Origin of the sequence: Phenylobacterium sp., from assembly GCF_036677185.1 — a bacterium.
GTDB lineage: Bacteria > Pseudomonadota > Alphaproteobacteria > Caulobacterales > Caulobacteraceae > Phenylobacterium.
In genome coordinates, this window is record NZ_JAKFEN010000022.1 from 221,310 (window position 1) to 243,876 (window position 22,567).

Here is a 22,567-nt window from a genome sequence, read left to right on the forward strand (position 1 = left end):
GCCGGCGTGGTCGGGGCGAGAGGATTCGAACCTCCGACCCTCTGCTCCCAAAGCAGATGCGCTACCAGGCTGCGCTACACCCCGAAGAGCGCCGGCAAGGGGTGCGATATAAGGCTTTGGCCTTTCCCGCAATTGAACAAAGCCGCGCGGGGCGGGCTCAGTCGCGGCGATGCATCAACTTGAAGACGCCGCTGGCCCGGATCACGTCGTGGCCGCCCACATAGGCGCGGCCCTCCACGAAGGCGACGTCCTTGGTCGCGCGGGTGCATCTGGCCTCGCCCATGACCCATTCGCCGACCCGGGCCATGTGCAGGAAGTTGACGTTGAGCTGGATGGTCACCCCGGTCTGGCGGGTGGCGCGGAAGGTCGCCGCGCCCAGCAGGCCGTCGATGAAGGCCGTCAGCATGCCGCCATGCACCAGGCCCAGGCCGTTGGCGTGCCTCGGCAGGGCGAAGAAGGCCTGCTCGGTCATCTCCCCCATCACCTCGCGGTGGAAATAGGGGCCGTTGTGATTGGAGAACGGGCCGCGGTTTGACGAGCGGATGAAGCCCTCGGGCGGGTCGGGGATGACCTCAGCCACCTTGGAAGATCCGGTGGACGACCTTGTCGCCGGGCAACAGGCCGATCTCGGCGGCGCGGCCTCCGGCCAACTCCAGGACCCCCAGGATCGGGCCGCCCGAAGGAATCGGCGCCTCCGACAGCGGGGTGGTGTTGCTGGCGATGGAGAGCACCGTCCCGTCGGCCTGGATGTAGATGATGTCCAGAGGGATCAGGGTGTTCTTCATCCAGAACGCCACCTCGCGCGGCGTGTGGAAGTCGAACAGCATGCCGCGGTCCGGGGCCACGACCTTGCGGTACATCAGGCCGCGATTGCGCTCAGGCTCGTCGTCGGCGATCTCCACGAGGAACCGGGTGCGGCCCTGTGGCGTCACCACCTCCAGCGCTTCAAAGCCCGCGGGGACCGCGGCGTCGACAAGGGGCTTCGCGGGTGCGGCGGCCACGGGGGCCCGGGCGACCTGCTTGGCCGCGGGCGCGGGCTCGGCGGCGCAGGCGTAGGCGCAAAGAGCGAGCGCGCCCGCCAGCGCGGCGCGCAGGCCGTAGGTCATGCGGGACACTGAGGGGCTCCGAACTGAGGTCTAGGCCAGACCTACAGACTCGATCTCGGCCACGACAAGCCCTTTCGGACCCTCGGCGAAGCGGACCATGACGTCGTCGCCCGGCTGCAGGTCCTCGATGCCCGAGCGCCGCAGGGTCTCGATGTGCACGAAGATGTCGCCGCTCTCACCGTCACGGACCACGAAGCCGTAGCCCTTGGCGCGGTTGAACCATTTCACCTTGGCCCGTTCCAGCGGCCCGCGGGCGGCGCTGATGGGCGGACGGCGCGGGGTGCGGGCCTGGTAGGCGCCCTGGCTCCCGCCGCCGCGGTCGTAGCCGCCGCCACGGTCATAGGCGTCGCGCCGGAAACCGCCGTGTTCGTCATGGCGGCGCCGGTCGGTCGGCGCGGGCGCCGAACTCTCGTCGACCTCGACCACCTCGGCCACCTGCCAGCCTTTCGGACGGCGGATCACATCGCAGACAATGACGGCGCCTTCCAAGGCGCTTTCACGCCCGGAATTCCGCAAACTGGTCACGTGAAGCAAGACGTCCTTAAGTCCCGTCTGACTAGGATCGTCAGGGACGATGAACCCGTAACCCTTGCCGGCGTCGAACCACTTCACGCGCCCGCTGATCCGCACGGATTCTTCGTGCGAATCTACTCCCTCGAATTCGTAACCAGACATTTGCCCCTCTGGCCCGGTCTCCCCCGATCCCTTCGGACTAAGGCCAACTATAACACTGTTCTGGTAACTATTGAGCCGTCAATGGGAGTTTTTCGCCTGGCGCACGCATCAGGCGTATTTCGCGCGCTTTGGCGGCGGCGAAGGGGCGTCGCGTGGCAGTCCCTAGGGGAGTCGAACCCCTCTCTCCAGGTTGAAAACCTGGCGTCCTAACCGATAGACGAAGGGACCGCGTGCGCGAGAGCGGCGTCTATATCGGCGATTCAGGGCCTATGCAAGTCGCCCGATCAGCCAACCATGCGCCGAGGATCGGCGACGTCCTCGATCTCAAGTTCGACGCTCTCGCGGCCCTGCCAATCGTCCGGCTTCAGACGGCCCGCGACATGCACCGCCCCGCCCTCGCTCATCAGCCGCTTGCCGATCTCGGTGTCCTCGGCGCGCCAGGCCACGGCCTTGAGCCGGCCGCCTGAGCCGTCGGTCAAGGTGACCCGCACATGGCCGCCGCGCAGGGCCATGGGCCGCTCGATGCGCACGTCGGCCGCGGCGAACATCGGCTCGGGATTGCCCGGCCCGAAGGGCGCCAGCGCCTGGAAGGCCTGCCAGAGGCCGCGGTCGGCCCCGCCCGTGGTCACCAGGGCGTCGATGTCCAGGCCGTCCTCAGCGGTGGCCGCTTCCGTCTCCGCGGCCAGGCGCTCGTTCAGGAAGGCGCGCAGGTCGGGAATGGTGTCGGGGCGCACCGACAGGCCCGCGGCCATCGCATGGCCGCCGCCGGCCAGCAGCAGGCCCTCGTCGAAGGCCGCCTGGACCGCCCGGCCGAGATTGACCCCGGTCTGGGAGCGGCCGGAGCCCTTGCCGATATTCGCCGCCCGGTCGATCCCAATCACCAGGGCGGGCTTGCGATAGCGTTCGCGCAGGCGGCTGGCGACGATGCCGATGACACCGGGATGCCAGCTGTCGGCGGCCACGAAGGTCAGGGCGGCGTCGTCCTGGTTGCTCTCGCGGTCGACAATTTGGATAGCTTGCTCGAAGATTTCGCGCTCCACCTCCTTGCGTGAGGCGTTGAGCGCGTCGAGCTCGGCGGCCAGTTCGGCGGCCTCCGCCGGATCGTCGGTGGAAAGCAGGCGCGCGCCCAAATCCGAGCGTCCGATCCGGCCGCCAGCGTTGATCCGGGGCCCCAATATGAAGCCCGCGTGGAAGACCCCGGCCGGCCCGGAGCCCTTGGCAACCTCCAGCAGCGCCTTGAGGCCCGGGTTCTTCCAGCCCGACATCACCTTCAGTCCCTGGGTCGTCAGCGCCCGATTGAAGCCCACCAGCTGTGTCACGTCGCAGATGGCGCCCAGGGCCGCCAAGTCCAGCCACTGGCGCAGATCGGGCTCGGGGGTCGTTTCGAACAGGCCGCGCTTGCGGGCCTCGCGGTTGAGCGCCGCCAGAAGCACAAAGGCGACGCCGGCCGCGGCCAGCACCCCCTGCCCTGACGTGCAGCCGGGACGGTTGGGATTGACCAGGGCCGCGACCTTGGGGATCTCGTCGCGCATCAGATGGTGATCGATCACCACCACGTCGAGGCCGATCTCTTCGGCATGGGCCAAGGCCTCATAGGCCGCGGCCCCGCAGTCGACCGTGACCACCAGCTCCGCGCCGCTGTCACGGATGCGCTTGAACGCCGCCGGCGAGGGTCCGTACCCTTCGGTCATCCGGTCGGGGACATAGATGGGCAGTTCCTTGCCCAGGGTGCGGAACCAGCGGACCAGCTGGGCGGCGCTTGAGGCTCCGTCCACATCATAATCGGCGAAGATGGTCATCGGACGGTCGGAGACCAGGGCGTCGACCAGGATCTCGGCGGCCCGGTCCATGTCCAGGAAGCTGGACGGGTCGGGAAACAGCGCCTTGAGGGTCGGGTTCAGGTAGTTCGCCCCGTCGTCGGCGGCGATCCCGCGCGAGGCCAGGGCGCGGGCCAGGGGCTCCGAGAGGCCGAGGCCGAGTTGGTGGCGCCGCACGGTCTCGCCGTCCGCCGGACGCTCGCGCCACAGCCGTCCGGTCAGGGAGCGAGTGACGCCGAGATAGCCCATGGGCGTGGTTCCGTCGGCCATCGGACGAGTCTAGCCGGAGTCGGGGCCGCGTCGAAGGCTCGCGCGCGGCCCCTACGTCCGGATCAGACGGGGCGCTTCATCCGCACTTCGCGCACCGTCTGGGTCGCGGAGTTCATGACGATGGTGTGGGTGTGCACGAAGCCGTCCTCGTACTGCACGCCGTCCAGCAGGGCGCCGTTGGTGACGCCGGTGGCCGCGAAGATCGCGTCAGCCCGCACCATTTCGTGCAGGTCGTATTTGCGGTCGAAGTCGGTGATGCCGACCCGCTTGGCGCGGGCCTTCTCGTCGGCGTTGCGGAAGACCAGCCGGCCCTGGAACTGGCCGCCCACGCATTTCAGCGCCGCGCAGGCCAGCACGCCCTCGGGCGCCCCGCCCTGCCCCACATAGAGGTCGACGCCGGTCGAGGGGTCGGCGGTGTTCATCACCCCGGCCACGTCGCCGTCGGTGATCAGATAGACCCGCGCGCCCACCGAGCGGACGCTGGCGATGATGTCGGCGTGGCGCGGACGGTCCAGGACGCAGACGGTGATCTCGGACGCCTCGACGCCCTTGGCCTCGGCCAGCGCCTGGACGTTCTGGGCCGGAGTCTTGTCCAGATCGATGATCCCGGCCGGGAAGCCCGGCCCGCAGGCGATCTTGTCCATATAGGTGTCAGGAGCGTTGAGCAGTGTGCCCTTGGGCGCCCAGGCCATCACCGCCAGCGCATTGGCCATGGCCTTGGCCGTGAGCGTGGTGCCTTCCAGCGGGTCGAGCGCGATGTCGACCTTCGGGCCTTTGCCGCGCCCCACCTTCTCGCCGATGTAGAGCATCGGCGCCTCGTCGCGCTCGCCCTCGCCGATGACGATCTCGCCATCGATATCGAGGTCGTTGAGCGCGGTGCGCATGGCGTCGACGGCGGCCTGGTCGGCTGCCTTCTCGTCACCGCGACCCACCAGTTTCCAGGCGGCGATGGCGGCGATCTCGGTGACCCGGACCGCGTCCAGAACCAGGCCGCGATCCAGAACTTCGGAACTCATTGCGTCTCTCCCGCGCCCCCTGCTGGAGCGTTCGATTATCTTTACAGTCTTAGATGCGCGCGATGCGCAAGAGCCGGGGTCTATCCAGCACGGACGACAGATTCGCGATGCGGTCGATCGCCGCCGTGAGCACGGATTCCGCAACCGCGTGGGTGGTTAGCACGATCGGCACGCCGTCTGCATTCTCCACGGGCTTCTGGAGGAAGCTCTCGATGGAGACTCCGGCCTCGGCGAGGGTCTCGGAGACCGCGGCGATGACGCCGGGCTCGTCCTTCACCAGGAAGCGCAGATAGGCGCGGCTCATGCTCTTGGACGGGTCGACCGGCGTGAAGGGCTTCAGCGTCGAGGCCTTGGCCTGGAACACCGGCCGGCTGGCTCCGGTCATGACATCAGCGATGTCGGCGGCCACGGCGGCGGCCGTGGGGCCGGCTCCCGCGCCCGGGCCCTGGATGAAGATGCGGCCGATTCGCGTGCCCTCGATGAACAGCGCGTTGAGCGCCCCGCCGGCCTGGGCCAGGGGATGATTGAGCGCCACCAGGGTGGGATGGACCCGCACCAGCACGCCCCCGTCCGAGCGGCTGGCCGAGGCGATCAGCTTGATCCGGTAGCCCAGATCCTTGGCGAGCTGGATGTCCAGCAGGGCCACCTGGTCGATGCCTTCGATCTCGGCGGCCGCGTAGTTCGGCGCGCAGCCGAAGGCGAGCGCCGCCAGGATCGAGATCTTGTGGGCGGCGTCGAACCCACCGACATCCATGGTCGGGTCGGCCTCGGCGTAGCCCAGGCGCTGGGCCTCGGCCAGCACCTCGGCGAACGGACGGCCGCCGGTCTCCATCTCGGTGAGGATATAGTTGCAAGTGCCGTTGAGTATGCCCGCGACAGACATGACGTCGTCGCCGACCATGGCCTCGCGCAGCATCTTCACCGCCGGGGTGCCGCCCATGACGGCGGCCTCGAACAGCAGCGGCACGCCCTTGGCCTCGGCCAGGGCCGCCAGTTCCGCCCCATGCTCGGCGATCAAGGCCTTGTTGGCGGTGACCACCGGCTTGCCGGCGTTCAGCGCGGCCTCGACGGCGGCCTTGGCCGGACCGTCGGAACCGCCGATCAGCTCGACGAAGATGTCGTTATCCGGCGAGGCGGCCAGCGCCACGGGGTCGTCGAACCAGGGCAGGTTCGAGATGTCGTAGGGCCGGGGCCGCGAGCGCGAGCGCGCCGAGACGCCGGTGACCGACGCGGTGGCCCCGGCCGGCGCGAAGCCGGGCCGGTCCGACAGGAAGTTCAGCAGGCCGCCGCCCACGGTGCCGAGGCCCGCGACGCCGACGCGCCAGTTCGATCTGCTCATTGGGCCGCCAGGGTGTTGTGGGCGCGGCCGAGGATCTCGTCGGCGTTGGCCAGGAACTTCTTCACATTGCGCGCCGCCTGGCGGATCCGGTGCTCGTTCTCCACCAGGCCGATGCGCACATAGCCCTCGCCGTACTCGCCGAAGGCCGCGCCCGGGGAGACGGCGACGCCGGCCTCCTCGATCAGCAGCTTGGCGAACAGCAGGGAGCCCACGCCCTTGAACTTCTCCGGCAGGGGCGCCCAGGCGAACATCGAGGCCGGCGGCGACGGGATGTCCCAGCCGGCGCGGGCCATGGAGGTGACCAGGGTGTCGCGGCGCGACTTGTAGATGGCGCGGATCTCGTCGACGCAGTCCTGCGGGCCGTTCAGCGCCGCGGCGGCGGCCACCTGGATCGGCGTGTAGGCGCCGTAGTCCAGATAGGACTTCACCCGCGCCAGGGCGGCGCACATGCGTTCATTGCCCACCACCATGCCGACGCGCCAGCCAGCCATGGCGTAGGTCTTGGACAGGGAATTGACCTCGACGGCCAGGTCCTTGGCGCCGTCGACCTGCAGGATCGAGGGCGGCGGGTTGCTGTCGAAATAGATCTCGGAATAGGCGACGTCGGACAGGACCAGCAGGTCGTGCTTCTTCGCCAGCGCCACAGCGTCCTTGTAGAAGTCGAGGTCCACCCACTGGGCGGTCGGGTTCGACGGATAGGACAGGATCAGGACACTAGGCGCCGGACTGGAATGGCGCATCGCCGCGCTGACCCCCGACAGGTACTCCTCCGGCGACGGCGCGGGCACGTGGCGGATCACCCCGCCGGCCATGATGAAACCGTAGGCGTGGATCGGATAGGCCGGATTGGGGCAGAGAATCACGTCGCCGGGGGCGGTGAGCGCCTGGGCGAGGTTGGCGAAGCCCTCCTTCGATCCCAGGGTGGCGATCACCTCGGTGTCGGGATTGAGCGTCACGCCGAAGCGTCTCTTGTAGTAGCCGGCCATGGCGCGGCGCAGGCCGACAATGCCTTTGGAGGCGGAGTAGCGGCCCGCCTTCGGGTCGCGGGCGGTTTCGATCAGCTTGTCGACGATATGCTTGGGCGTCGGCATGTCTGGATTACCCATGCCGAAGTCGATGATGTCCGTACCCTGGGCGCGCAGGCGCGCCTTGATGCGGTTCACTTCCTCGAAGACGTAGGGCGGAAGGCGGCGGATTCGGTGGAATTCAGGGGTCATGGAAAGCTCGTGCCGCGGGACGGGCGGCGGTATGGGAGCTGAAGTCGCGCATGGATAGCCCCCGTCCGGGGAGCCGCCAAGCAGGTTCAAGGTGATTTATGCCCCCGCCAGCCTCTTATCTGGGCAGCGGAGGCGGGGTAGCTCGCTCCCGAATTTGCCGCGCGAAGGCTTCCGAGGCCGCCGTGGTGGAGGCGTCGCTGTCGCCGCCGGGCGCGACCATGGCCTGGGCGCGGCTGACGAAGCGCTCCGTGCCGGTCAAGGTCCAGGTGTCCGGAGCCGTTTCGCGGTCCAGCCTGGCCGAGGCCACTTCGAGCTGGTCGACCGCGCGGCCGAACTCTCGCAGGGGACGCTGGTCGGCCGGCAGCGGCGGAATCTCGGAAAAGCTCGGATAGTCTCTCGACGCGCGCGCCATCCTGGCCACGTCGGCGGCCACCGGCGAGGCCGGATCGACCTGCGCCGTCGCGAAGGGACTGGCCGCACAGCCGCTCAGCAGTGCGGCGCCGCAGACGCAGGCGAAGCTGCGCGGCGCGGGCCGGTTCACGAAAAGTCGAAGCAACGCGTTCATTTCCCTGCCGGTCTTATGCCATGATCGCTTCGGGCGAAAGAGCGCGAGCGCGCCGGAGCTCAAACCAGTCGGGGTCGGGAGGATAAAGTCCATGAGCGAACAACCGTCTGGGCCGACCAAATCCAAGGCCAGGAAGAAGGCCAAGTCCGCTGACAAGGCCGGCAAGAAGGCCGCCAAGGCCGCCGCCCCGCCGGCGTCTGAGCCCATGCCGTCGTCGCACGCCAAGGCCAATGGCGAACCAATGCGTAGCTTCGAGGCGCCGGGGCTCAACGGCGAACAACGCGAGATCATCGAGAAGATGTCGGCCAACCTGGCGCGCGCCGCCCTGACTGCTCAGGGCGCCATCGCCGAGGCGGCCCTGCGCCAGGCCGAGCGGCCCGCGGCCCTGTCGCCCGACCCGTTCCACGTGGCTCCGGCGCTCACCGACGTCATGGGCCGGCTCTCATCCCAACCCGACCGACTGGTCCGGGCCCAGGCCGACCTCTTCCAGCGCTATCTCGAACTCTGGCAGTCGGCGGCTCGCAAGGCGTCGGGCGAGACGGTCGAGCCGGTGGTTAGCCCGGCCAAGGGCGACAAGCGCTTCAATGATCCCGACTGGGCCGAGAACCCGGTCTTCGACGTGATCAAGCAGTCCTATCTGCTGACCTCGAACTGGCTGAACGCCCTGGTTTCCGACGTCGATGATGTCGACCCGATGTCCAAGCGCCGGGTCGAGTTCTTCATGAAGATGCTCACCGACGCCTTCTCACCCTCGAACTTCCTGGCCTCCAACCCCGCGGCGCTGCGCGAGGCCATGTCCAGCCAGGGGGAGTCCCTGGTGCGGGGCATGGAGAACTTCGCCGCCGACCTGCAGCGCGGCGGCGGCCAGCTCTCGATCAGCCAGACCGACTACGAGATGTTCGAGATCGGCCGCAACGTCGCCACCGCCCCGGGCAAGGTGATCTTCCAGAACGAGGTGCTGCAGCTCATCCAGTTCCAACCGACCACGGAACAGGTGCACCAGATCCCGCTGGTGATCTTCCCGCCCTGGATCAACAAGTTCTACATCCTGGACCTGCGGCCCGAGAACTCGATGATCCGCTGGCTTGCGGACCAGGGGATCACCGTCTTCGTGGCCTCCTGGGTCAATCCCGATCAGAAGCTCGCCGACAAGACCTTCGAAGACTACATGTTGCAGGGCATCTACGAGGCCACCGACGCGGCCATGGCCCAGGCAGGCGTCGATCAGGTCAACACCGTCGGCTACTGCATCGGCGGCACCCTGCTCTCCTCGACCCTGGCCCACATGGCGGCCAAGAACGACAAGCGGATCGCCTCGGCCACCTTCTTCGCCGCCCAGCAGGACTTCGCCGAGGCCGGCGATCTCCTGCTGTTCACCAACGAGGACTGGCTGGGCGACCTCGAGAAGCAGATGGACGCCGGCGGCGGGGTGCTGTCGGGCAAGACCATGGCCGACACCTTCAACATGCTGCGGTCCAACGACCTGGTCTGGTCGTTCTTCGTCAGCAACTACCTGATGGGCAAGGAGCCGAAGCCCTTCGACCTGCTGTTCTGGAACTCCGACCAGACCCGGATGCCCAAGGCTCTGCACCTGTTCTACCTGCGCAAGTTCTATGGCGAGAACGCCCTGGCGAAGGGCGAGCTGGTTATGGACAACGTCAAGCTCGACCTCAGCAAGGTGAACACCCCGGTCTATGTGCAGTCGTCCAAGGAGGACCACATCGCGCCCATGCGGTCGGTCTATCGCGGCGCCAAGCTGTTCGGAGGCCCGGTCACCTTCACCCTGGCGGGGTCGGGCCACATCGCCGGGGTGATCAACGCCCCGGCGGCCAACAAGTACCAGCATTGGACCAACGCCAACCTGCCCGACACGCCTGAGGCCTGGATGGACGGCGCCAAGGAGGCCCCCGGCTCCTGGTGGCCGCACTGGGCCGAGTGGCTGAAGGCCAAGTCCGGCGGCATGGTCGCGGCCCGCGACCCGGCCCAGGGCAAGCTCAAGCCCATCGAGGACGCGCCCGGGTCCTATGTGAAGGTGAAGTCGTAGGTTCATGATCAAACTGCTGTTGGTGGGCCTGGGCGTACTCCTGGCCCTATGGATCGGCGTTGGCTTCGCGGTGGTCGCCGCGGCCGGGCCGTTCAAGCCCAGCGGGACCTTCGTCGATATCGGCGGGCGCAAGCTGAGGTTGGTCTGCGCGGGCCCGAAATCCGCCCTCCCCGTCGTCTGGATGGAGGCCGGCGCCTGGGGCCTGGCCGCCGACTTCGCCGCCGTGCAGCAGAAGCTCACCGCGCGCGGCCTGCGGTCCTGCGCCTATGACCGGGCGGGCCTGGGCTTCTCCGATCCCGGCCCCAAGCCGCGCGACAGCGCCGCCATCGTCGCCGACCTGGAAAAGCTGGTCGCCGCCTCAGGCGAGCGCGGCCCCTTCATCCTGATGGGCCACTCCATGGGTGGCCAACACGTGCGGCTGTTCGCCGGCAAGAACCCCGACAAGGTCGCGGGCCTGGTGCTGCTGGAGGCCACCACCCCGGAAATGACCAGCGACCCGCGCGCCGAGCGGTTCCTGTCGCGGGTGCGCACGGTGGGCCGGATCACCGCCGTGGCCGGGACCTTGGGCATGATCCGTATCGCCTACGGCTTCGGCGACCGCATCGGCCTGCCGCCCCAGGGTTCGATCGAGAAGAAGCACGCCTTCGTCTCGGGCCGCCACGCCCGCACCGCCGCCGACGAGGTCCTGGCCTGGACGCAAGGATCGGTCCAGGCCGGCGCGGTGTCGCTCGATCCCGCCTGGCCGGTCGCCGTCGTCACCGCCGGCGACGCCGCGCGCATGGCCGAGTGGAACATCGCCCGTCGCGCGCCCGAGCGGGCCTCCCGCGCCGGTTGGTATGAGAATGTGCCAGACGCCGAGCACGCCACTCTGCTGGGCCTCCCCCATGCCGACGCGGTGGTCCGCGCCATCGACCACGTGCTGGGCGCCCTGCCCCGCCCAGCCCCGGAGACGCTATGAAGGCCTTCGCCCTCCCCACCCTACTGATGCTGCTCGCCGCCCCGGCCCAGGCGGCGACGCCGCAGGACGCGTTCTTCGCGCGCCTCAGCGCCCTGTGCGGCAAGAGCTTCACCGGCCGCGTGGTGACAACCGATCCGGCCGACTCCGCCTTCGCGGGCAAGCCGCTGGTGATGACGGTGATGGCCTGCAGCGCCAACGAGGTCCGCATCCCCTTCCATGTGGGCGAGGACAGGTCGCGCACCTGGCTGGTGACCCGCGTCAACACCGGCCTACGCCTGAAGCACGACCATCGCCATTCGGACGGAACCGAGGACTCGGTCAGCCAATACGGCGGCGATACGACCTCGCCAGGCACAGCCTCGCGCCAGGAATTCCCAGTGGACCGGTTCTCCAAGGACCTGTTCGTCCGCGAGAACCGGGCGGTGTCGGTGACCAATGTCTGGGCGATGGAAGTCGAGCCCGGCAAGATCTTCGCCTACGAACTGCGCCGGCCGGAGCGGCATTTCCGCGTGGAATTCGATCTCGCCGCGCCAATCTCCCCAGCGCCCTAGCTGGGGAGAGCGCAAGGCCGGCCTACCCCGCGAAGCGTGCGATGACGTCGGCCAGCGGAACCTGGCCCGTCATCGCCCCGGAACCCGTCGGGGTCTCGCCATCCTCGATCGCCACGGCGAAGGCAAAGGCCGGGTCGCTTTCGATGCGGCGGCGCACGGCCGACAGCTTCGGATAGGCTGAGAGATCGGGTGCGCCATGGAACTCCGCCCACCGCGCGACGCCCGCAAAGACCCCGTCGGCCAAGGTCGGACGGCCGCCGACCAGGAACGGCGTGTCGCCGATCATCGCCTCCAACTGCCCGTGCCGGTCGGCCGCCATCTTGCGGCCCACGGCCCGTAGCGGCTCCTGGACCGACGGGTTGGGCGGGTCCATCTCGAGCGCCGCCCAGAGGGGGCTGAAGGCGCCTGTGAAGCCGGTGTTCACGAAGGCGATGAACTGGTGCATCCGATCGGCCTCCGGCGTGCCCGGCGCGAAGCTGATCCGCCGCTCGGTGTCGCGGACCTCCAGCCACTGGGCGATGGCCATGGTCTCGGTCAGCACCCGGCTGTCGTCGGTGATCAGGACCGGCGTCTCGGCCCGGCCGTTCAGGCGTCTGTAGTCGTCGTTCTTCATGTCTTTCAACATGTCGACGCGGCACAGCCGGTAGGGCTGGCCCAGCCACTCGAAAGCGGCCACCAGACCGGTCGCGCTTCCCAGCGGGAATCCGTAGACCAGGATCGGTTCCATTGTTCGCTCCGTGATGTTTTGAGGATCACGCTGCGCAGCGAGACTGGAACCTAGGCGCCCGAGGCCCAATGTAAATTACGCACAAATTTGTAACCGAGGCTCGCCCATGAAAGACGTCGTCTCCCGCTGCCCCATCGAGGAAGTCATGCGAGTGCTCAGCGGTCGCTGGCCGACCCTGCTGCTGTACTATCTGAAGGACGGGACCAAGCGGTTCAGCGACCTGAAGCGCGACAATCCCACGGTCTCGGCGCGGATGCTGTCGCTGGAGCTGCGCAAGCTGGAGGACGCTGGCATCGTCCGGCGCACGGCCCATGGCGGCTATCCGTTGCGGGTCGAATACGACCTCACCGCCTCGGGTCTGACGCTCGTGCCGCTGATCGACGGGCTGGGCGGCTGGTGGGATCAGACGGCGGCCGATCGCTCCGGCGTACGCATCCGCGACGCGGCCTAAGCGGCGATGAAGCCCAGGGCGTCGCCGTTGTTGCAGTACCTCAGCCCGGTCGGCCGCGGACCGTCGGGGAAGACGTGGCCCTGGTGGCCCAGGCAGCGGGCGCAGTGGTACTCGGTGCGCGGGATGCCCAGCCCATAGTCGGTCTTCTTGCCCAGCGCGCCCCTGATGGCGGTGTAGAAGCTGGGCCAGCCAGTGCCGCTGTCGTACTTCCATTCCGACTTGAACAGCGGCAGGGCGCAGCCGGCGCAGACATAGGTCCCGCGGCGCTTTTCCTTGTTGAACGGGCTGGTCCCGGCCATCTCCGTCGCCTCATGGCGCAGGACGTTGTAGGCGCCGACGTCGAGGCGCTTCTTCCACTCGGCGTCAGTGATCTTGCGCCAGGGCGAGGCGGCATAGGGGTCCGCCGCGGCGGCGAGAGCGAGGGCCGGCGCGGCCGCAAACGCGACCGAGGAGCCCAGTAGGAGGGTGCGTCTATCAAGGGTCATGGTCGATATACGGCGCGACGGCGGTGGCGGATGCAAGGCGCCGTCAGGCTTCCCGGACATAGAGGGCGTCCGGGGTCTTTTCCTCATTGTCCGCTCCTTCGGTCAGCCGCACGAGCTTGAAGCCGCGGGTCTCGTAGAACCGTCGGGCCCTGGCGTTCTGCTGGAAGGTCCAGAGCTGGCGCGGCGTCCCGTCCTCCAGCGCCTTGGCCAGCAAGGCGGCGCCGATCCCGGCGCCCTGATGCTCGGGATGGACATAGAGGTGCATGATCCAGCCGGGCTTGAAGGCGACATAGCCGACGATCCCCTCCCCGGCCTCCGCCACCCAGGTCTCGCACTCGGGTAGCAGGCGCTCGGAAAAGAACCACAGGTCCTCCTCCGGCGTATGCAGCTCCGGCAGGTAGGACAGCGACACCTGCATGGTCAGCCGGTGCAGCCGGGCGATGGCGCCTGCGTCCGCAAGGCTCGCCCGGCGCAGCATCACAGGCCCGTGGCTTCCGGCAGGCCCAGCATCAGGTTGAGGTTCTGCACGGCGGCGCCCGAGGCGCCCTTGCCCAGGTTGTCCAGCAGGGCGACCAGGCGGGCCTGGCCGGTCTCCGGATTGCCGAACACGTAGAGCTTCATCCTGTTGGTGCCGTTCAGGGCCTCGGGATCGAGCTGGGCGTTGAAGCCGCCGGCCCCGGCGCGGGCCTTCTGCAGCGCCTTGGTCTCCTCGTCGGAGGCCACCTCGACGAAGGCTTCTTGCCGATAGGCGCTAGCCAGGGCGTCGCGCAGGTCCTCGGGCTTGGGCTTGGACGGCAGGGCCCAGAGCTGCAGCGGAACCTCGACGATCATCCCCTGGGCGTAGCGGCCCACCGAAGGCGCGAACAACGGCGGATGGTCAAAGCCGCCATGCAGCTGCATCTCGGGCACGTGCTTGTGCTGCAGGGTCAGGCCGTAGGTGCGGAACGCGTCGCTGGTCCCGCCGGGGGTCGGGCTTTCGAACTCCTCGATCAGCCCCTTGCCGCCGCCCGAATAACCGGAGATCGCGTTGACGGTGATCGGCCAGTCGGCGGGGACCACGCCCTCCTCGACGAGGGGCCGGGTGAGCGCGATGAAGCCGGTGGGATAGCAGCCCGGATTGCTGACCCGCTTGGACCCGGCAATGGCGGCGCGCTGGTCCGGCGCCATCTCGGGAAAGCCGTAGGTCCAGCCCGAAGCGGTCCGATAGGCCGTCGAGGCGTCGATCACCCGCACGGAATTGGAGGTGATCATGCCGACCGCCTCCTTCGACGCCGCGTCGGGCAGGCACAGGATCACCGCGTCGACACCGTTCAGCAGCTCGGCGCGGGCGTCCGGGTCCTTGCGCTTGGCCGGATCGATCGAGACGACCTCGAGGTCGCTGCGGCCTGCCAGCCGATCGCGGATTTGAAGGCCCGTGGTGCCGGCTTCGCCATCGATGAACACGGTCTGGGTCATGAGAAATATCCTGAACTCGGATGCCAGATAGCAGAAGGGGCGCTTCGGTTTCCCGAAGCGCCCCTCCAAACGCGAGTGCTCGCGCGCGGGTTTAGCGCTTCGAGAACTGGAAGCTGCGTCGGGCCTTGGCCTTGCCGTACTTCTTCCGCTCGACCACGCGGCTGTCGCGGGTCAGGAAGCCGTGCGGCTTCAGCACCGGGCGAAGGCCCGGCTCGTAATAGGTCAGCGCCTTGGACAGGCCGTGGCGGATCGCGCCGGCCTGGCCGGACAGGCCGGAGCCTTCCACCGAGACGATGACGTCGAACTGGCCTTCACGGTCGGTGACCTGGAAAGGCTGGGCGATCATCATGCGCAGCACGGGGCGGGCGAAATAGACTTCCTGGTCGCGGCCGTTGATCGTGATCTTGCCCTTGCCGGGCTTGATCCAGACCTTAGCGATCGCGTTCTTGCGCTTGCCGGTGGCGTAGGCGCGGCCCAGGGCGTCGATCTTCGGCTCGGCCGGGGCGACGTCGGGATTGGACGAGAGGCTTTGCAGGGCCTCGAAGCCTTGAGTGTCGGACATCTGGCTTACTTGCTCCGCACGTTCTTGGCGTTCAGGTCGGCGAACGCGATGGTCTCGGGGTTCTGAGCTTCGTGCGGGTGCTCGCCGGCATTGTAGATGCGCAGGTGCGTCATCTGCTTGCGGGCCAGCGGGCTTTCCTTCGGCAGCATGCGCTCGACGGCCTTCTCCAGGATGCGCTCGGGGAACTTGCCGCCGAGGATCTTGTCCGCGGTGCGTTCCTTGATGCCGCCCGGGTGGCCGGTGTGCCAGTAGTAGGTCTTGTCCGTGAGCTTCTTGCCCGTGAACTTCACCTTGTGGGCGTTGAGCACGACGACATAGTCACCGCAATCGACGTGCGGGGTGTAGTCGGGGCGGTGCTTGCCGCGAAGACGCATGGCGATGAACGAGGCGAGACGGCCAACGACGGCGTTCTCGGCATCGATCACGATCCACTTCTTCGTGACGTCGGCGGGCTTCAGCGAAGCCGTCGTCTTCATCATGGGGAACGGTCCGTAAGTTGGCGGGACCGATCGATCCCGACGAGAGGCGCGCTAGTACTTGGCTCCTGAGCGCCTGTCAACAACTTCTGGCGTGACGATGCGCGCAAAACGTTGCCCAGCAACGGATTGCAGAAATAGGTATCATAATACCGCGCCATCCCTCTGTCGCGCTTCTATGGTCTGATCGCCTAACGAAGCCAAGCCGGGATTCTTCATGTTCGCGTCCAGACGCCAGTTCCTCCAAGCCGCGGCGGCCACCGCCGCCTTCGCGGGCCTCTCTCGCCTGGCCTACGCCGAGGCCGCGCCGGACCCCGACGGCTTCTCGGCGCCCGGCTACGCCAGCCAGGTGACCGGCTACGGCCCGCTCAAACGCGACCCGGCGGAGATCTTCGACCTGCCTGAGGGCTTTTCCTACAAGGTGATCTCCAAGACCGGCGATCCCATGGACGACGGCTTCCTGACTCCGGGCAAGATGGACGGCATGGGCTGCTTCCGGGCCGGCCGGAACCAGGTGGCCCTGGTCCGCAACCACGAGATCAGCCCCCCGCCCCGCGATCTGCAGATCACCGCCTTTGGCGCCGACCGCGTGTTGGCGCCCAAGATCGCCGCCGACCGATTCTACGACACCGACCTGGCGGGCCTCCCGCTCGGCGGTGGGACCACCACCCTCATCTATGACACCCGCAAGCGCGAGCTGAAGACCCACCACCTCAGCCTGGCCGGGACCGCCACCAACTGCGCCGGCGGCGTCACGCCCTGGGGGTCCTGGCTGAGCTGCGAGGAGGTCAAGATCCGCCCCGGCCAGACGACCCGGAAGGACCACGGCTGGGTGTTCGAGGTGCCCTCGGGCCTGCGCGGCCTGGCCGATCCCGTGCCGATCAGGGGCATGGGGCGTTTCCAGCACGAGGCCTGCGCCGTCGATCCCCGCACAGGGGTGATCTACATGACCGAGGACGAGTTCGACGGACGCGGCCTGTTCTATCGCTACCTGCCCAACGACAAGCGCCGGCCCCACGCAGGCGGCAAGCTGCAGGCGCTCGCCGCCACGGACGGGAGCGACGTGCGCAACTGGGACTCGGTCTCCTGGAAGCCCGGCGACTGGAAGACCGTCCGCTGGATCGACCTCGACGGCGTCGACAACGCAAACAACGATCTGCGTCATCGCGGCCAGGCGGCGGGCGCCTCATGGATCGCCCGCGGCGAGGGGATCTATTTCGGCAAGGGCGAGCTCTATTTCACCTGCACCAGTGGCGGCCCCAAGTTCCACGGCCAGGTGCTGCGCTACGTGCCTAGCCCCGACGAAGGCCAGCCCGGCGAGGCCGACAAGCCAGGCCGGCTGCAGCTTTTCGTCGAGCCGAGCGACATCCGCTTCATGGAGATGGCCGACAACATCGTCATCGCCCCCTGGGGCCACATCATGGCCTGCGAGGACAAGCAGGGCGGCACCAACTATCTGCGCGGGATCACGCCGGCCGGCCAGGTCTACGCCATGGGTCGCAACGCCCAGATGGGGACCGGCAAGGTGCGCGGCTCTTCGGAATTGGCGGGGGTCTGTTTCTCGCCCGACGGCTCGACCCTGTTCGTGAACATCTACACGCCCGGCTGCACGCTCGCGATCACCGGGCCGTGGGACAGTTTCAAGGGTTAGGGCCGGCGCACCCGCCAGGCGAAGGCCACGGCCAGGGACAGCACCAGGGCCGCGAAGACCTGATGCAGCACGCCTAGCCAGATGGGCACGCCCAGCATGAGGGTGGCGATCCCGAGGATCGCCTGCAGGCCGATCGTCACGGCGACCGCCAAGGCGATGATTCGCGAGTCGTCGTTGAGGTAGCGCGAGCGCCAGGCGCCGACCGCGACCGCCACCCCGGCCGCGACCAGCAGATAGCCCGCCAGCCGGTGATGCAGCTGCACCGCGCCCTGGCTGTGGGCCAGGGTCGCCCAGAGGCTGTCGCCTGCATAGTCCTTGGGGACCAGGGCGCCGTTCATCATCGGCCAGTCGTTGTAGACGAACCCCGCGTCATTGCCGGCCACCAGGGCGCCCAGCAGGATCTGAAGATAGATCAGCCCGATCAGCGCGAAGGCCCGCCGCGTCCAGGGCCCGGTGATCGTCTGGCGCGGCGAACCGGTCCAGGCGTCCAACGCCGTCCAGATCAGGCCGCCCAGCAGGGCGAAGGCCAGGCCCAGATGGACGGCGAGCCGCTCAGGCGCGACCGAGACCCGCTCAGACAGGCCGCTGGCCACCATCCACCAGCCGACCGCGCCCTGCAGGCCGCCCAAGACGAACAGACCCCCGCAGCGCCAGATCAGCCGCCTGGGCAACTCCTGACGGACCAGGAACCAGACAAAGGGCACGGCGAAGACCACGCTGATCAGCCGGCCTAGGAACCGATGGCTCCACTCCCACCAGTAGATCGACTTGAACGCCGCCAGCGTCATGCCCCGATTGAGCTGTTGGTATTGGGGGATCTCCCGGTAGCGGGCGAACTCTTCCGACCAGTCCCGGTCCGACAAGGGCGGGATCGCGCCAGTGACCGGCTTCCACTCGGTGATCGAAAGGCCGGAGTCGGTAAGTCGCGTCGCCCCACCGACCACAATCATGGCCACCACCATGGCGGCGACGATCAACAACCATATGGCGACGGGCGTGGACCGGTCGGAACGGAGAAAGGAGGTCATGGGGGAAAAGTCGTGTAGGTTCGAGGCGTTCTTACGGCGACCGGCTACCGGACTTCAGCCCCACAGTCCACGGGGCGCACGCAATTGGAACCCGGCAAGCTGCGCCGCATTACGCCAACCTGGACTTCAGAGAGGGCTAAAGCATGAGCGGCGTCGGAATCATCGGTTGGATCGTGATCGGCATCTTGGCCGGTTGGGTCGCCGAGAAGGTCATGAAGCGGAACCACGGTCTGCTCACCAACCTCGCGGTCGGCGTGGTGGGCGCCCTGCTGGGCGGCTTCGTCGCCGGCATGCTCGGGATCAGCTTCGGCGGCTGGATCGGCAGCTTCGTGATCGCCACGCTGGGTGCGATCATCCTGTTGTTCCTGCTGGGCCTGCTCAAGCGCCGCTAGACCGCGGCAGGGTCGGGCGCCTATACCCCGCTCATGAGCGCACGGGTCAGGAAATTCATCGGTGGTATCGGCATTGTCGGCTTCCTGGCGCTCTACGCCTGGGCCGTGGTGATGATCGGCGAGCGCCTGCCGGCCCATTGGGCCGCGCAGCTGGGCTTCTACGCCGTGGCGGGCCTGGCCTGGGGCGTGCCGATCCTACCGCTCATCTCGTGGATGAACCGGGGCCGGCAATAGGGTCTTCGGAAATCGCCGATGGTCGGAGCGACAAGATTCGAACTTGCGACCCCTTGACCCCCAGTCAAGTGCGCTACCAGGCTGCGCTACGCTCCGACATCGGCGAGCGGCCCTTCTAGACGCTTGCGACGGCAGGGCAAGGGCGAAAATCGACGCTGGGCCTGGAGGTGATCATGAGCGGCCTGCCCATCGAGGAAACGGTGACGGTCGGGGTTCCGCCGGATCGCGCCTTCGCGCTGTTCACCGAGGGGTTCGGCGAATGGTGGCCGGAGGAATACACCTATTCCGGCCCTGACGGCCTGCAGACCATCGCGCTGGGCGCCGCGCCGGGGGATTTCTGCTACGAGCTGGGGCCGGAAGGCTTTCATGTGGACTGGGGGCGGATGGTGGCTATCGAGCCCGGCCGCCGCATCGTCTTCCTCTGGCAGATCGGTCCGGACAGCGCCCCGCAGCCGGACCCCCATCAGGCCAGCCAGGTCGAGGTCGCCTTCGCCCCTGACGGCGAGGACGGAACGATCGTGCGCCTCACCCATGCCGGCTTCGAACGCCACGGCGAAGGCGCGGCCGACTATCGCCGGGAAATGGCCTCGGAAGACGGCTGGCCGCTGATCCTGGACGCCTTCGCCGACTTCGCGCGGCGCGCCTAGCGGTTCAACAGCCTGTCCAGCCGCGCCTTGGCGGCTTCCAGGTCGTCGAGGGCGCCCTGCAGCCGCTCGCGGCCTTCCTCGCTCAGGCGATTGGCGCCGACATCGAGGCCGTGGTTGGCGGCGGGGGCGGATATCCCGCCCGAGGCGGCGTCCAGCAGGCGCTTCAGCCCCTGATCCTTGTGCAGCTTCTGCACGCCCTTGATGGTGTAGCCCTGGTCGTGCAGCAGGCCGCGCACGCCGCGCAGCACCTGAATGTCCTGGGGCCGGTAGAACCGGCGGCCACCCGCGCGCTTCATGGGGCGGATGAAGGAGAACTTGGTCTCCCAGAACCGCAGAACATGCTGCGGCACGTTCAGCTCGTCAGCTGCTTCAGAGATGGTCCGAAAGGCGTCGGGGCCCTTGGCCACGGGGGGCCTTACGTCACTTCGCCAGGGCGCGGTCCACCCGCGCCTTCATGACCTGGGACGCCCGGAAGCCGATCACGCGGCGCGGCTCGATGGCCGCCGGCTCGCCGGTCTTCGGATTGCGCCCCATCCGGGCGCGCTTGGCGCGGACCTGGAAGACGCCGAATCCGGAGAGCTTGACCTGCTCCCCGCGCTCCAGGGCCTGGGCCATCAACTCCAGAGTCCGCTCGACCAGCTCGGAACAGTCCTGGCGGGTCAGCCCCACCTCTTCGTGCACCGCCTCGCACAGGTCGGCCCGTGTCACCGTAGCGCCCTTCATGGAGCCCCCGCCCTCGAACAATCCATACTGGTCTAGACTTCCGTCATGACCTGATTGTCGCATCAAGTCAAAGGCTTCAAGCGTTCAATTGTCCGTACGCCCAAGCAATGGGCTTGCGCCTAGAGGCGGATAACGCAGGCGCCCCAGGTCAGGCCGCCGCCCATGGCTTCCAGCAGGAGCATCTGGCCAGGCTTGATCCGGCCGTCTTCGACGCCCTTGGCGAGCGCCAGGGGAATGGAGGCGGCCGAGGTGTTGGCGTGCTCGGCGACCGTGGAGATCACCTTGTCATGGGTGATGCCCACGCGCTTGGCCACGCCCTCCAGGATGCGCTGGTTAGCCTGGTGGGGGATGAACCAGTCGACGTCGGCGATCTCGATGCGGGCGTCGGCGGCCGCGGCGAACACCGCCTCGGAGATGTTCACCACGGCGTGGCGGAACACCTGATTGCCTTGCATCCGCAGGTGACCGATCTGGCCGTTGGTGGAAACCCCGCCGTCCACGTAGAGCAGGTCCTGTTTGGTGCCGTCGGCGCGAAGCGCGAAGCCCAGAAGGCCGCGATCGGCGGTGGTCCCCTCGCCTTCCATGGGTTCGACCACCACGGCGCCTGCCCCGTCGCCGAACAGCACGCAGGTGCCGCGGTCGGTCCAATCCATAAGCCGGGTCATGGTCTCGGCCCCGATGACCAGGGCGCACTTCGAGCGACCGCGGGCCACGAAGCCGTCGGCCGCCGACAGGGCGTAGACAAAGCCTGAGCAAACCGCCTGGACGTCGAAGGCCACGCCGACCGGACATCCCAGCTTGCGCTGAACGATGGTGGCCACCGCCGGGAAGGTCAGGTCCGGGGTGGTGGTGCCCACCACGATCAGGTCGACGTCGGCGGCGGTCTTGCCGGCGGCGGCCAGGGCGCGGCGGGCGGCCTCCACGGCCAGGTCCGACACCGCCTGGTCCGGAGCGGCGCGGTGGCGCTGGCGGATGCCGGTCCGTTCGATGATCCACTCGTCGCTGGTGTCGACAAACTTGGCCAGGTCGGCATTGGTGACCACCTCGTCGGGCAGATAGCCGCCGACGCCGGTCACAACGCTACGCAGAACTTTCGTCACTCAGGCGGCTCCATCGACGGCCGGCGGCTGGTGTTCGGCCACCGCGGCGGTGAGCCGGGTCATATTCCGTTCGATCTCCGCTGCGAAGTCGCTTTGCGCCAATTTGGACGCCATGCGGATCGCCGCGGCGATATCGCGATCCGCCGCGCCGCCATGGCTCTTCACCACCACCCCATTGAGGCCGAGCAATGGCGCCGCGGCGTCGGGGGACAGTTTCTCGCGGAATTTCAACAGACCAGGGCGCGCCAGCAGGGCCCCCAGCTTCGACAGGATGGTTCCGGTGAGCGCCGCGCGCAACTCGCCGCCCAGGTAACGGGCCGTACCTTCGGCGGTCTTCAGCGCGATATTTCCGGTGAAGCCGTCGGTGACCACCACGTCGACAACATTGCGCGACAGGCCGTCGCCCTCAACGAAGCCGCGATAGTCGAGGTCGAACTGGCCGCCGCGAAGAATCGCATGGGCCTGCCGAACCTCCTCGTGGCCCTTCATGTCCTCGGAGCCCACGTTCAGAAGGCCCACCGTGGGCTTGGCCACCCCGTGGGCGGCGCGGTGGAAGGCCTCGCCCATGATGGCGAACTCCACCAGGCGTTCGGCGTCGCAATCCACATTGGCGCCGACATCGAGGACCGTTGTGATTCCCTTGGTTCCGGGCCAGCCCACCACCAGGCAGGGCCGGTCCACGTCGACGCTCATCCGCAGCAGCAGCAGGGAGATGGCCATGAGGGCGCCGGTATTGCCGGCCGAGACCGCCGCCGCCGCCTCCCCGGCCTTCACCGCCTCGACCGCGGCCCACATGGAGGTGCCCTTGCCGCGACGCAGGGCCTGGGCTGGCTTCTCGTCCATGGCGATGACCCGCTCGGCGTGGCGGATCTCGACCTGGCCCGGCAGGGCCGCCCCGAACTGGGTGCGGATCGCGGCTTCGTCCCCGTGCAGGATGAATCTGAGGTTCGGCGCTTCCTTGGCCGCGAGCAGCACGCCGGGGACCACCACGGAAGGACCGTGGTCGCCGCCCATGGCGTCAATGGAGATGGCCAGGGACCTGATCACGGCGTCGCTTCACCCCTCGCGGCGGTCGCGC

General features: G+C 68.1%; 27 protein-coding genes and 3 tRNA genes. 8 read left to right on the top strand and 22 right to left on the bottom strand.

Annotated features, from left to right (window positions below; all coding sequences use genetic code 11):
- Positions 1–7: 7 nt before the first annotated feature.
- From V6M51_RS14445 to V6M51_RS14490, 10 genes are all read right to left on the bottom strand, one after another.
- A tRNA-Pro gene (locus tag V6M51_RS14445) sits at positions 8–84 on the bottom strand.
- A 73-nt stretch (positions 85–157) separates the two neighbouring features.
- Positions 158–580, bottom strand: coding sequence for a PaaI family thioesterase (locus V6M51_RS14450; protein WP_332768231.1), 423 nt, complete (start codon positions 578–580; stop codon positions 158–160).
- Complete coding sequence (locus tag V6M51_RS14455) at positions 573–1,106, bottom strand: DUF192 domain-containing protein (protein WP_332768356.1); 534 nt, start codon at positions 1,104–1,106, stop codon at positions 573–575. The genes V6M51_RS14450 and V6M51_RS14455 overlap by 8 nt, the downstream gene beginning before the upstream one ends.
- A gap of 30 nt (positions 1,107–1,136) precedes the next feature.
- Positions 1,137–1,781 (bottom strand): cold-shock protein, encoded by a 645-nt coding sequence (locus V6M51_RS14460; protein WP_332768233.1) that lies wholly within the window; start codon positions 1,779–1,781, stop codon positions 1,137–1,139.
- 153 nt (positions 1,782–1,934) lie between these two features.
- A tRNA-Glu gene (locus tag V6M51_RS14465) sits at positions 1,935–2,009 on the bottom strand.
- Positions 2,010–2,065: 56 nt separating this feature from the next.
- Positions 2,066–3,868 (bottom strand): single-stranded-DNA-specific exonuclease RecJ, encoded by a 1,803-nt coding sequence (gene recJ, locus V6M51_RS14470; protein WP_332768235.1) that lies wholly within the window; start codon positions 3,866–3,868, stop codon positions 2,066–2,068.
- Positions 3,869–3,930: 62 nt separating this feature from the next.
- Entirely contained in the window at positions 3,931–4,884 is a 954-nt protein-coding gene (gene glpX / locus V6M51_RS14475) for a class II fructose-bisphosphatase (RefSeq protein WP_332768237.1), read from the bottom strand.
- Between the two features lie 49 nt (positions 4,885–4,933).
- Positions 4,934–6,223: a homoserine dehydrogenase gene (locus V6M51_RS14480; RefSeq protein ID WP_332768239.1), complete on the bottom strand. Its 1,290-nt coding sequence runs from the start codon at positions 6,221–6,223 to the stop codon at positions 4,934–4,936.
- Positions 6,220–7,440 carry an LL-diaminopimelate aminotransferase gene (locus V6M51_RS14485; protein WP_332768241.1) on the bottom strand — a complete coding sequence of 407 codons (1,221 nt, stop codon included), beginning with the start codon at positions 7,438–7,440 and terminating at the stop codon, positions 6,220–6,222. The genes V6M51_RS14480 and V6M51_RS14485 overlap by 4 nt, the downstream gene beginning before the upstream one ends.
- A gap of 115 nt (positions 7,441–7,555) precedes the next feature.
- Entirely contained in the window at positions 7,556–7,996 is a 441-nt protein-coding gene (locus V6M51_RS14490; RefSeq protein WP_332768243.1) for a hypothetical protein, read from the bottom strand.
- 250 nt (positions 7,997–8,246) lie between these two features.
- Here V6M51_RS14490 and phaC point away from each other — a divergent pair, with 250 nt between their 5' ends.
- Genes phaC through V6M51_RS14505 form a run of 3 tightly spaced genes read left to right on the top strand, consistent with a single transcriptional unit; the run spans position 8,247 to position 11,558 of the window.
- Complete coding sequence (gene phaC / locus V6M51_RS14495; RefSeq protein ID WP_442957861.1) at positions 8,247–10,049, top strand: class I poly(R)-hydroxyalkanoic acid synthase; 1,803 nt, start codon at positions 8,247–8,249, stop codon at positions 10,047–10,049.
- A gap of 4 nt (positions 10,050–10,053) precedes the next feature.
- The gene (locus V6M51_RS14500) at positions 10,054–11,007 is read left to right on the top strand and encodes an alpha/beta hydrolase (RefSeq protein WP_332768247.1); all 954 of its coding nucleotides are present in this window, start codon (positions 10,054–10,056) and stop codon (positions 11,005–11,007) included.
- Positions 11,004–11,558, top strand: coding sequence for a hypothetical protein (locus V6M51_RS14505; RefSeq protein WP_332768248.1), 555 nt, complete (start codon positions 11,004–11,006; stop codon positions 11,556–11,558). The genes V6M51_RS14500 and V6M51_RS14505 overlap by 4 nt, the downstream gene beginning before the upstream one ends.
- Positions 11,559–11,580: 22 nt before the next feature.
- On the opposite strand, the gene V6M51_RS14510 is transcribed toward V6M51_RS14505, so the two are convergent.
- Entirely contained in the window at positions 11,581–12,285 is a 705-nt protein-coding gene (locus V6M51_RS14510) for a glutathione S-transferase family protein (protein ID WP_332768249.1), read from the bottom strand.
- A 106-nt stretch (positions 12,286–12,391) separates the two neighbouring features.
- Between V6M51_RS14510 and V6M51_RS14515 the strand changes: the two genes are divergently transcribed.
- Positions 12,392–12,736, top strand: a complete 345-nt coding sequence (locus tag V6M51_RS14515; protein WP_332768251.1) for a winged helix-turn-helix transcriptional regulator — start codon at positions 12,392–12,394, stop codon at positions 12,734–12,736.
- On the opposite strand, the gene msrB is transcribed toward V6M51_RS14515, so the two are convergent.
- From msrB to rplM, 5 genes are all read right to left on the bottom strand, one after another.
- A complete protein-coding gene (gene msrB / locus V6M51_RS14520; RefSeq protein WP_332768253.1) occupies positions 12,733–13,221 on the bottom strand; it encodes a peptide-methionine (R)-S-oxide reductase MsrB in 489 nt (162 codons plus the stop codon). The genes V6M51_RS14515 and msrB overlap by 4 nt on opposite strands.
- A 43-nt stretch (positions 13,222–13,264) precedes the next feature.
- The gene (locus tag V6M51_RS14525) at positions 13,265–13,699 is read right to left on the bottom strand and encodes a GNAT family N-acetyltransferase (protein ID WP_332768255.1); all 435 of its coding nucleotides are present in this window, start codon (positions 13,697–13,699) and stop codon (positions 13,265–13,267) included.
- On the bottom strand, positions 13,699–14,676 hold the full coding sequence (gene argC, locus V6M51_RS14530; RefSeq protein WP_332768257.1) for an N-acetyl-gamma-glutamyl-phosphate reductase: 978 nt from the start codon (positions 14,674–14,676) through the stop codon (positions 13,699–13,701). Before argC ends, V6M51_RS14525 begins: the two co-directional genes overlap by 1 nt.
- Before the next feature lie 91 nt (positions 14,677–14,767).
- On the bottom strand, positions 14,768–15,238 hold the full coding sequence (gene rpsI / locus V6M51_RS14535) for a 30S ribosomal protein S9 (RefSeq protein WP_309646096.1): 471 nt from the start codon (positions 15,236–15,238) through the stop codon (positions 14,768–14,770).
- Between the two features lie 5 nt (positions 15,239–15,243).
- Positions 15,244–15,717, bottom strand: a complete 474-nt coding sequence (rplM, locus tag V6M51_RS14540) for a 50S ribosomal protein L13 (RefSeq protein WP_254833324.1) — start codon at positions 15,715–15,717, stop codon at positions 15,244–15,246.
- A gap of 214 nt (positions 15,718–15,931) precedes the next feature.
- On the opposite strand from rplM, the gene V6M51_RS14545 reads away from it, so the two are divergent.
- The gene (locus tag V6M51_RS14545) at positions 15,932–17,365 is read left to right on the top strand and encodes an alkaline phosphatase PhoX (protein ID WP_332768260.1); all 1,434 of its coding nucleotides are present in this window, start codon (positions 15,932–15,934) and stop codon (positions 17,363–17,365) included.
- Here the strand turns inward: V6M51_RS14545 and V6M51_RS14550 are convergent.
- Positions 17,362–18,393 carry a COX15/CtaA family protein gene (locus V6M51_RS14550; protein WP_332768262.1) on the bottom strand — a complete coding sequence of 344 codons (1,032 nt, stop codon included), beginning with the start codon at positions 18,391–18,393 and terminating at the stop codon, positions 17,362–17,364. The genes V6M51_RS14545 and V6M51_RS14550 overlap by 4 nt on opposite strands.
- 143 nt (positions 18,394–18,536) lie before the next feature.
- Here V6M51_RS14550 and V6M51_RS14555 point away from each other — a divergent pair, with 143 nt between their 5' ends.
- A complete protein-coding gene (locus V6M51_RS14555; RefSeq protein WP_332768263.1) occupies positions 18,537–18,785 on the top strand; it encodes a GlsB/YeaQ/YmgE family stress response membrane protein in 249 nt (82 codons plus the stop codon).
- 33 nt (positions 18,786–18,818) lie between these two features.
- On the top strand, positions 18,819–19,019 hold the full coding sequence (locus V6M51_RS14560; protein WP_254833328.1) for a DUF2842 domain-containing protein: 201 nt from the start codon (positions 18,819–18,821) through the stop codon (positions 19,017–19,019).
- A 19-nt stretch (positions 19,020–19,038) separates the two neighbouring features.
- Here V6M51_RS14560 and V6M51_RS14565 read toward each other — a convergent pair.
- Positions 19,039–19,115 (bottom strand) — tRNA-Pro (locus V6M51_RS14565).
- 77 nt (positions 19,116–19,192) lie between these two features.
- On the opposite strand from V6M51_RS14565, the gene V6M51_RS14570 reads away from it, so the two are divergent.
- Complete coding sequence (locus V6M51_RS14570; protein WP_332768264.1) at positions 19,193–19,666, top strand: SRPBCC family protein; 474 nt, start codon at positions 19,193–19,195, stop codon at positions 19,664–19,666.
- On the opposite strand, the gene V6M51_RS14575 is transcribed toward V6M51_RS14570, so the two are convergent.
- The 4 genes from V6M51_RS14575 to plsX all read right to left on the bottom strand — a co-directional run bounded on the left by V6M51_RS14575 (position 19,663) and on the right by plsX (position 22,536).
- A complete protein-coding gene (locus tag V6M51_RS14575; protein WP_332768266.1) occupies positions 19,663–20,073 on the bottom strand; it encodes a MerR family transcriptional regulator in 411 nt (136 codons plus the stop codon). The genes V6M51_RS14570 and V6M51_RS14575 overlap by 4 nt on opposite strands.
- Before the next feature lie 13 nt (positions 20,074–20,086).
- Positions 20,087–20,389, bottom strand: coding sequence for an integration host factor subunit alpha (locus V6M51_RS14580; protein ID WP_056734135.1), 303 nt, complete (start codon positions 20,387–20,389; stop codon positions 20,087–20,089).
- 119 nt (positions 20,390–20,508) lie between these two features.
- Complete coding sequence (locus V6M51_RS14585) at positions 20,509–21,489, bottom strand: beta-ketoacyl-ACP synthase III (protein ID WP_332768268.1); 981 nt, start codon at positions 21,487–21,489, stop codon at positions 20,509–20,511.
- The gene (gene plsX, locus V6M51_RS14590; protein WP_332768269.1) at positions 21,490–22,536 is read right to left on the bottom strand and encodes a phosphate acyltransferase PlsX; all 1,047 of its coding nucleotides are present in this window, start codon (positions 22,534–22,536) and stop codon (positions 21,490–21,492) included.
- Positions 22,537–22,567 lie beyond the last annotated feature (31 nt).

Excerpts from the sequence above, each read along its gene's own strand:
- V6M51_RS14455 (WP_332768356.1), bottom strand. The coding sequence starts at position 1,106 with ATGACCTACGGCCTGCGCGCCGCGCTGGCGGGCGCGCTCGCTCTTTGC.
- V6M51_RS14460 (WP_332768233.1), bottom strand. The coding sequence starts at position 1,781 with ATGTCTGGTTACGAATTCGAGGGAGTAGATTCGCACGAAGAATCCGTG.
- recJ (WP_332768235.1), bottom strand. The coding sequence starts at position 3,868 with ATGGCCGACGGAACCACGCCCATGGGCTATCTCGGCGTCACTCGCTCC.
- glpX (WP_332768237.1), bottom strand. The coding sequence starts at position 4,884 with ATGAGTTCCGAAGTTCTGGATCGCGGCCTGGTTCTGGACGCGGTCCGG.
- V6M51_RS14480 (WP_332768239.1), bottom strand. The coding sequence starts at position 6,223 with ATGAGCAGATCGAACTGGCGCGTCGGCGTCGCGGGCCTCGGCACCGTG.
- V6M51_RS14485 (WP_332768241.1), bottom strand. The coding sequence starts at position 7,440 with ATGACCCCTGAATTCCACCGAATCCGCCGCCTTCCGCCCTACGTCTTC.
- phaC (WP_442957861.1), top strand. The coding sequence starts at position 8,247 with ATGCGTAGCTTCGAGGCGCCGGGGCTCAACGGCGAACAACGCGAGATC.
- V6M51_RS14500 (WP_332768247.1), top strand. The coding sequence starts at position 10,054 with ATGATCAAACTGCTGTTGGTGGGCCTGGGCGTACTCCTGGCCCTATGG.
- V6M51_RS14505 (WP_332768248.1), top strand. The coding sequence starts at position 11,004 with ATGAAGGCCTTCGCCCTCCCCACCCTACTGATGCTGCTCGCCGCCCCG.
- V6M51_RS14510 (WP_332768249.1), bottom strand. The coding sequence starts at position 12,285 with ATGGAACCGATCCTGGTCTACGGATTCCCGCTGGGAAGCGCGACCGGT.
- V6M51_RS14515 (WP_332768251.1), top strand. The coding sequence starts at position 12,392 with ATGAAAGACGTCGTCTCCCGCTGCCCCATCGAGGAAGTCATGCGAGTG.
- msrB (WP_332768253.1), bottom strand. The coding sequence starts at position 13,221 with ATGACCCTTGATAGACGCACCCTCCTACTGGGCTCCTCGGTCGCGTTT.
- V6M51_RS14525 (WP_332768255.1), bottom strand. The coding sequence starts at position 13,699 with ATGCTGCGCCGGGCGAGCCTTGCGGACGCAGGCGCCATCGCCCGGCTG.
- argC (WP_332768257.1), bottom strand. The coding sequence starts at position 14,676 with ATGACCCAGACCGTGTTCATCGATGGCGAAGCCGGCACCACGGGCCTT.
- rpsI (WP_309646096.1), bottom strand. The coding sequence starts at position 15,238 with ATGTCCGACACTCAAGGCTTCGAGGCCCTGCAAAGCCTCTCGTCCAAT.
- rplM (WP_254833324.1), bottom strand. The coding sequence starts at position 15,717 with ATGATGAAGACGACGGCTTCGCTGAAGCCCGCCGACGTCACGAAGAAG.
- V6M51_RS14545 (WP_332768260.1), top strand. The coding sequence starts at position 15,932 with ATGTTCGCGTCCAGACGCCAGTTCCTCCAAGCCGCGGCGGCCACCGCC.
- V6M51_RS14550 (WP_332768262.1), bottom strand. The coding sequence starts at position 18,393 with ATGACCTCCTTTCTCCGTTCCGACCGGTCCACGCCCGTCGCCATATGG.
- V6M51_RS14555 (WP_332768263.1), top strand. The coding sequence starts at position 18,537 with ATGAGCGGCGTCGGAATCATCGGTTGGATCGTGATCGGCATCTTGGCC.
- V6M51_RS14560 (WP_254833328.1), top strand. The coding sequence starts at position 18,819 with ATGAGCGCACGGGTCAGGAAATTCATCGGTGGTATCGGCATTGTCGGC.
- V6M51_RS14570 (WP_332768264.1), top strand. The coding sequence starts at position 19,193 with ATGAGCGGCCTGCCCATCGAGGAAACGGTGACGGTCGGGGTTCCGCCG.
- V6M51_RS14580 (WP_056734135.1), bottom strand. The coding sequence starts at position 20,389 with ATGAAGGGCGCTACGGTGACACGGGCCGACCTGTGCGAGGCGGTGCAC.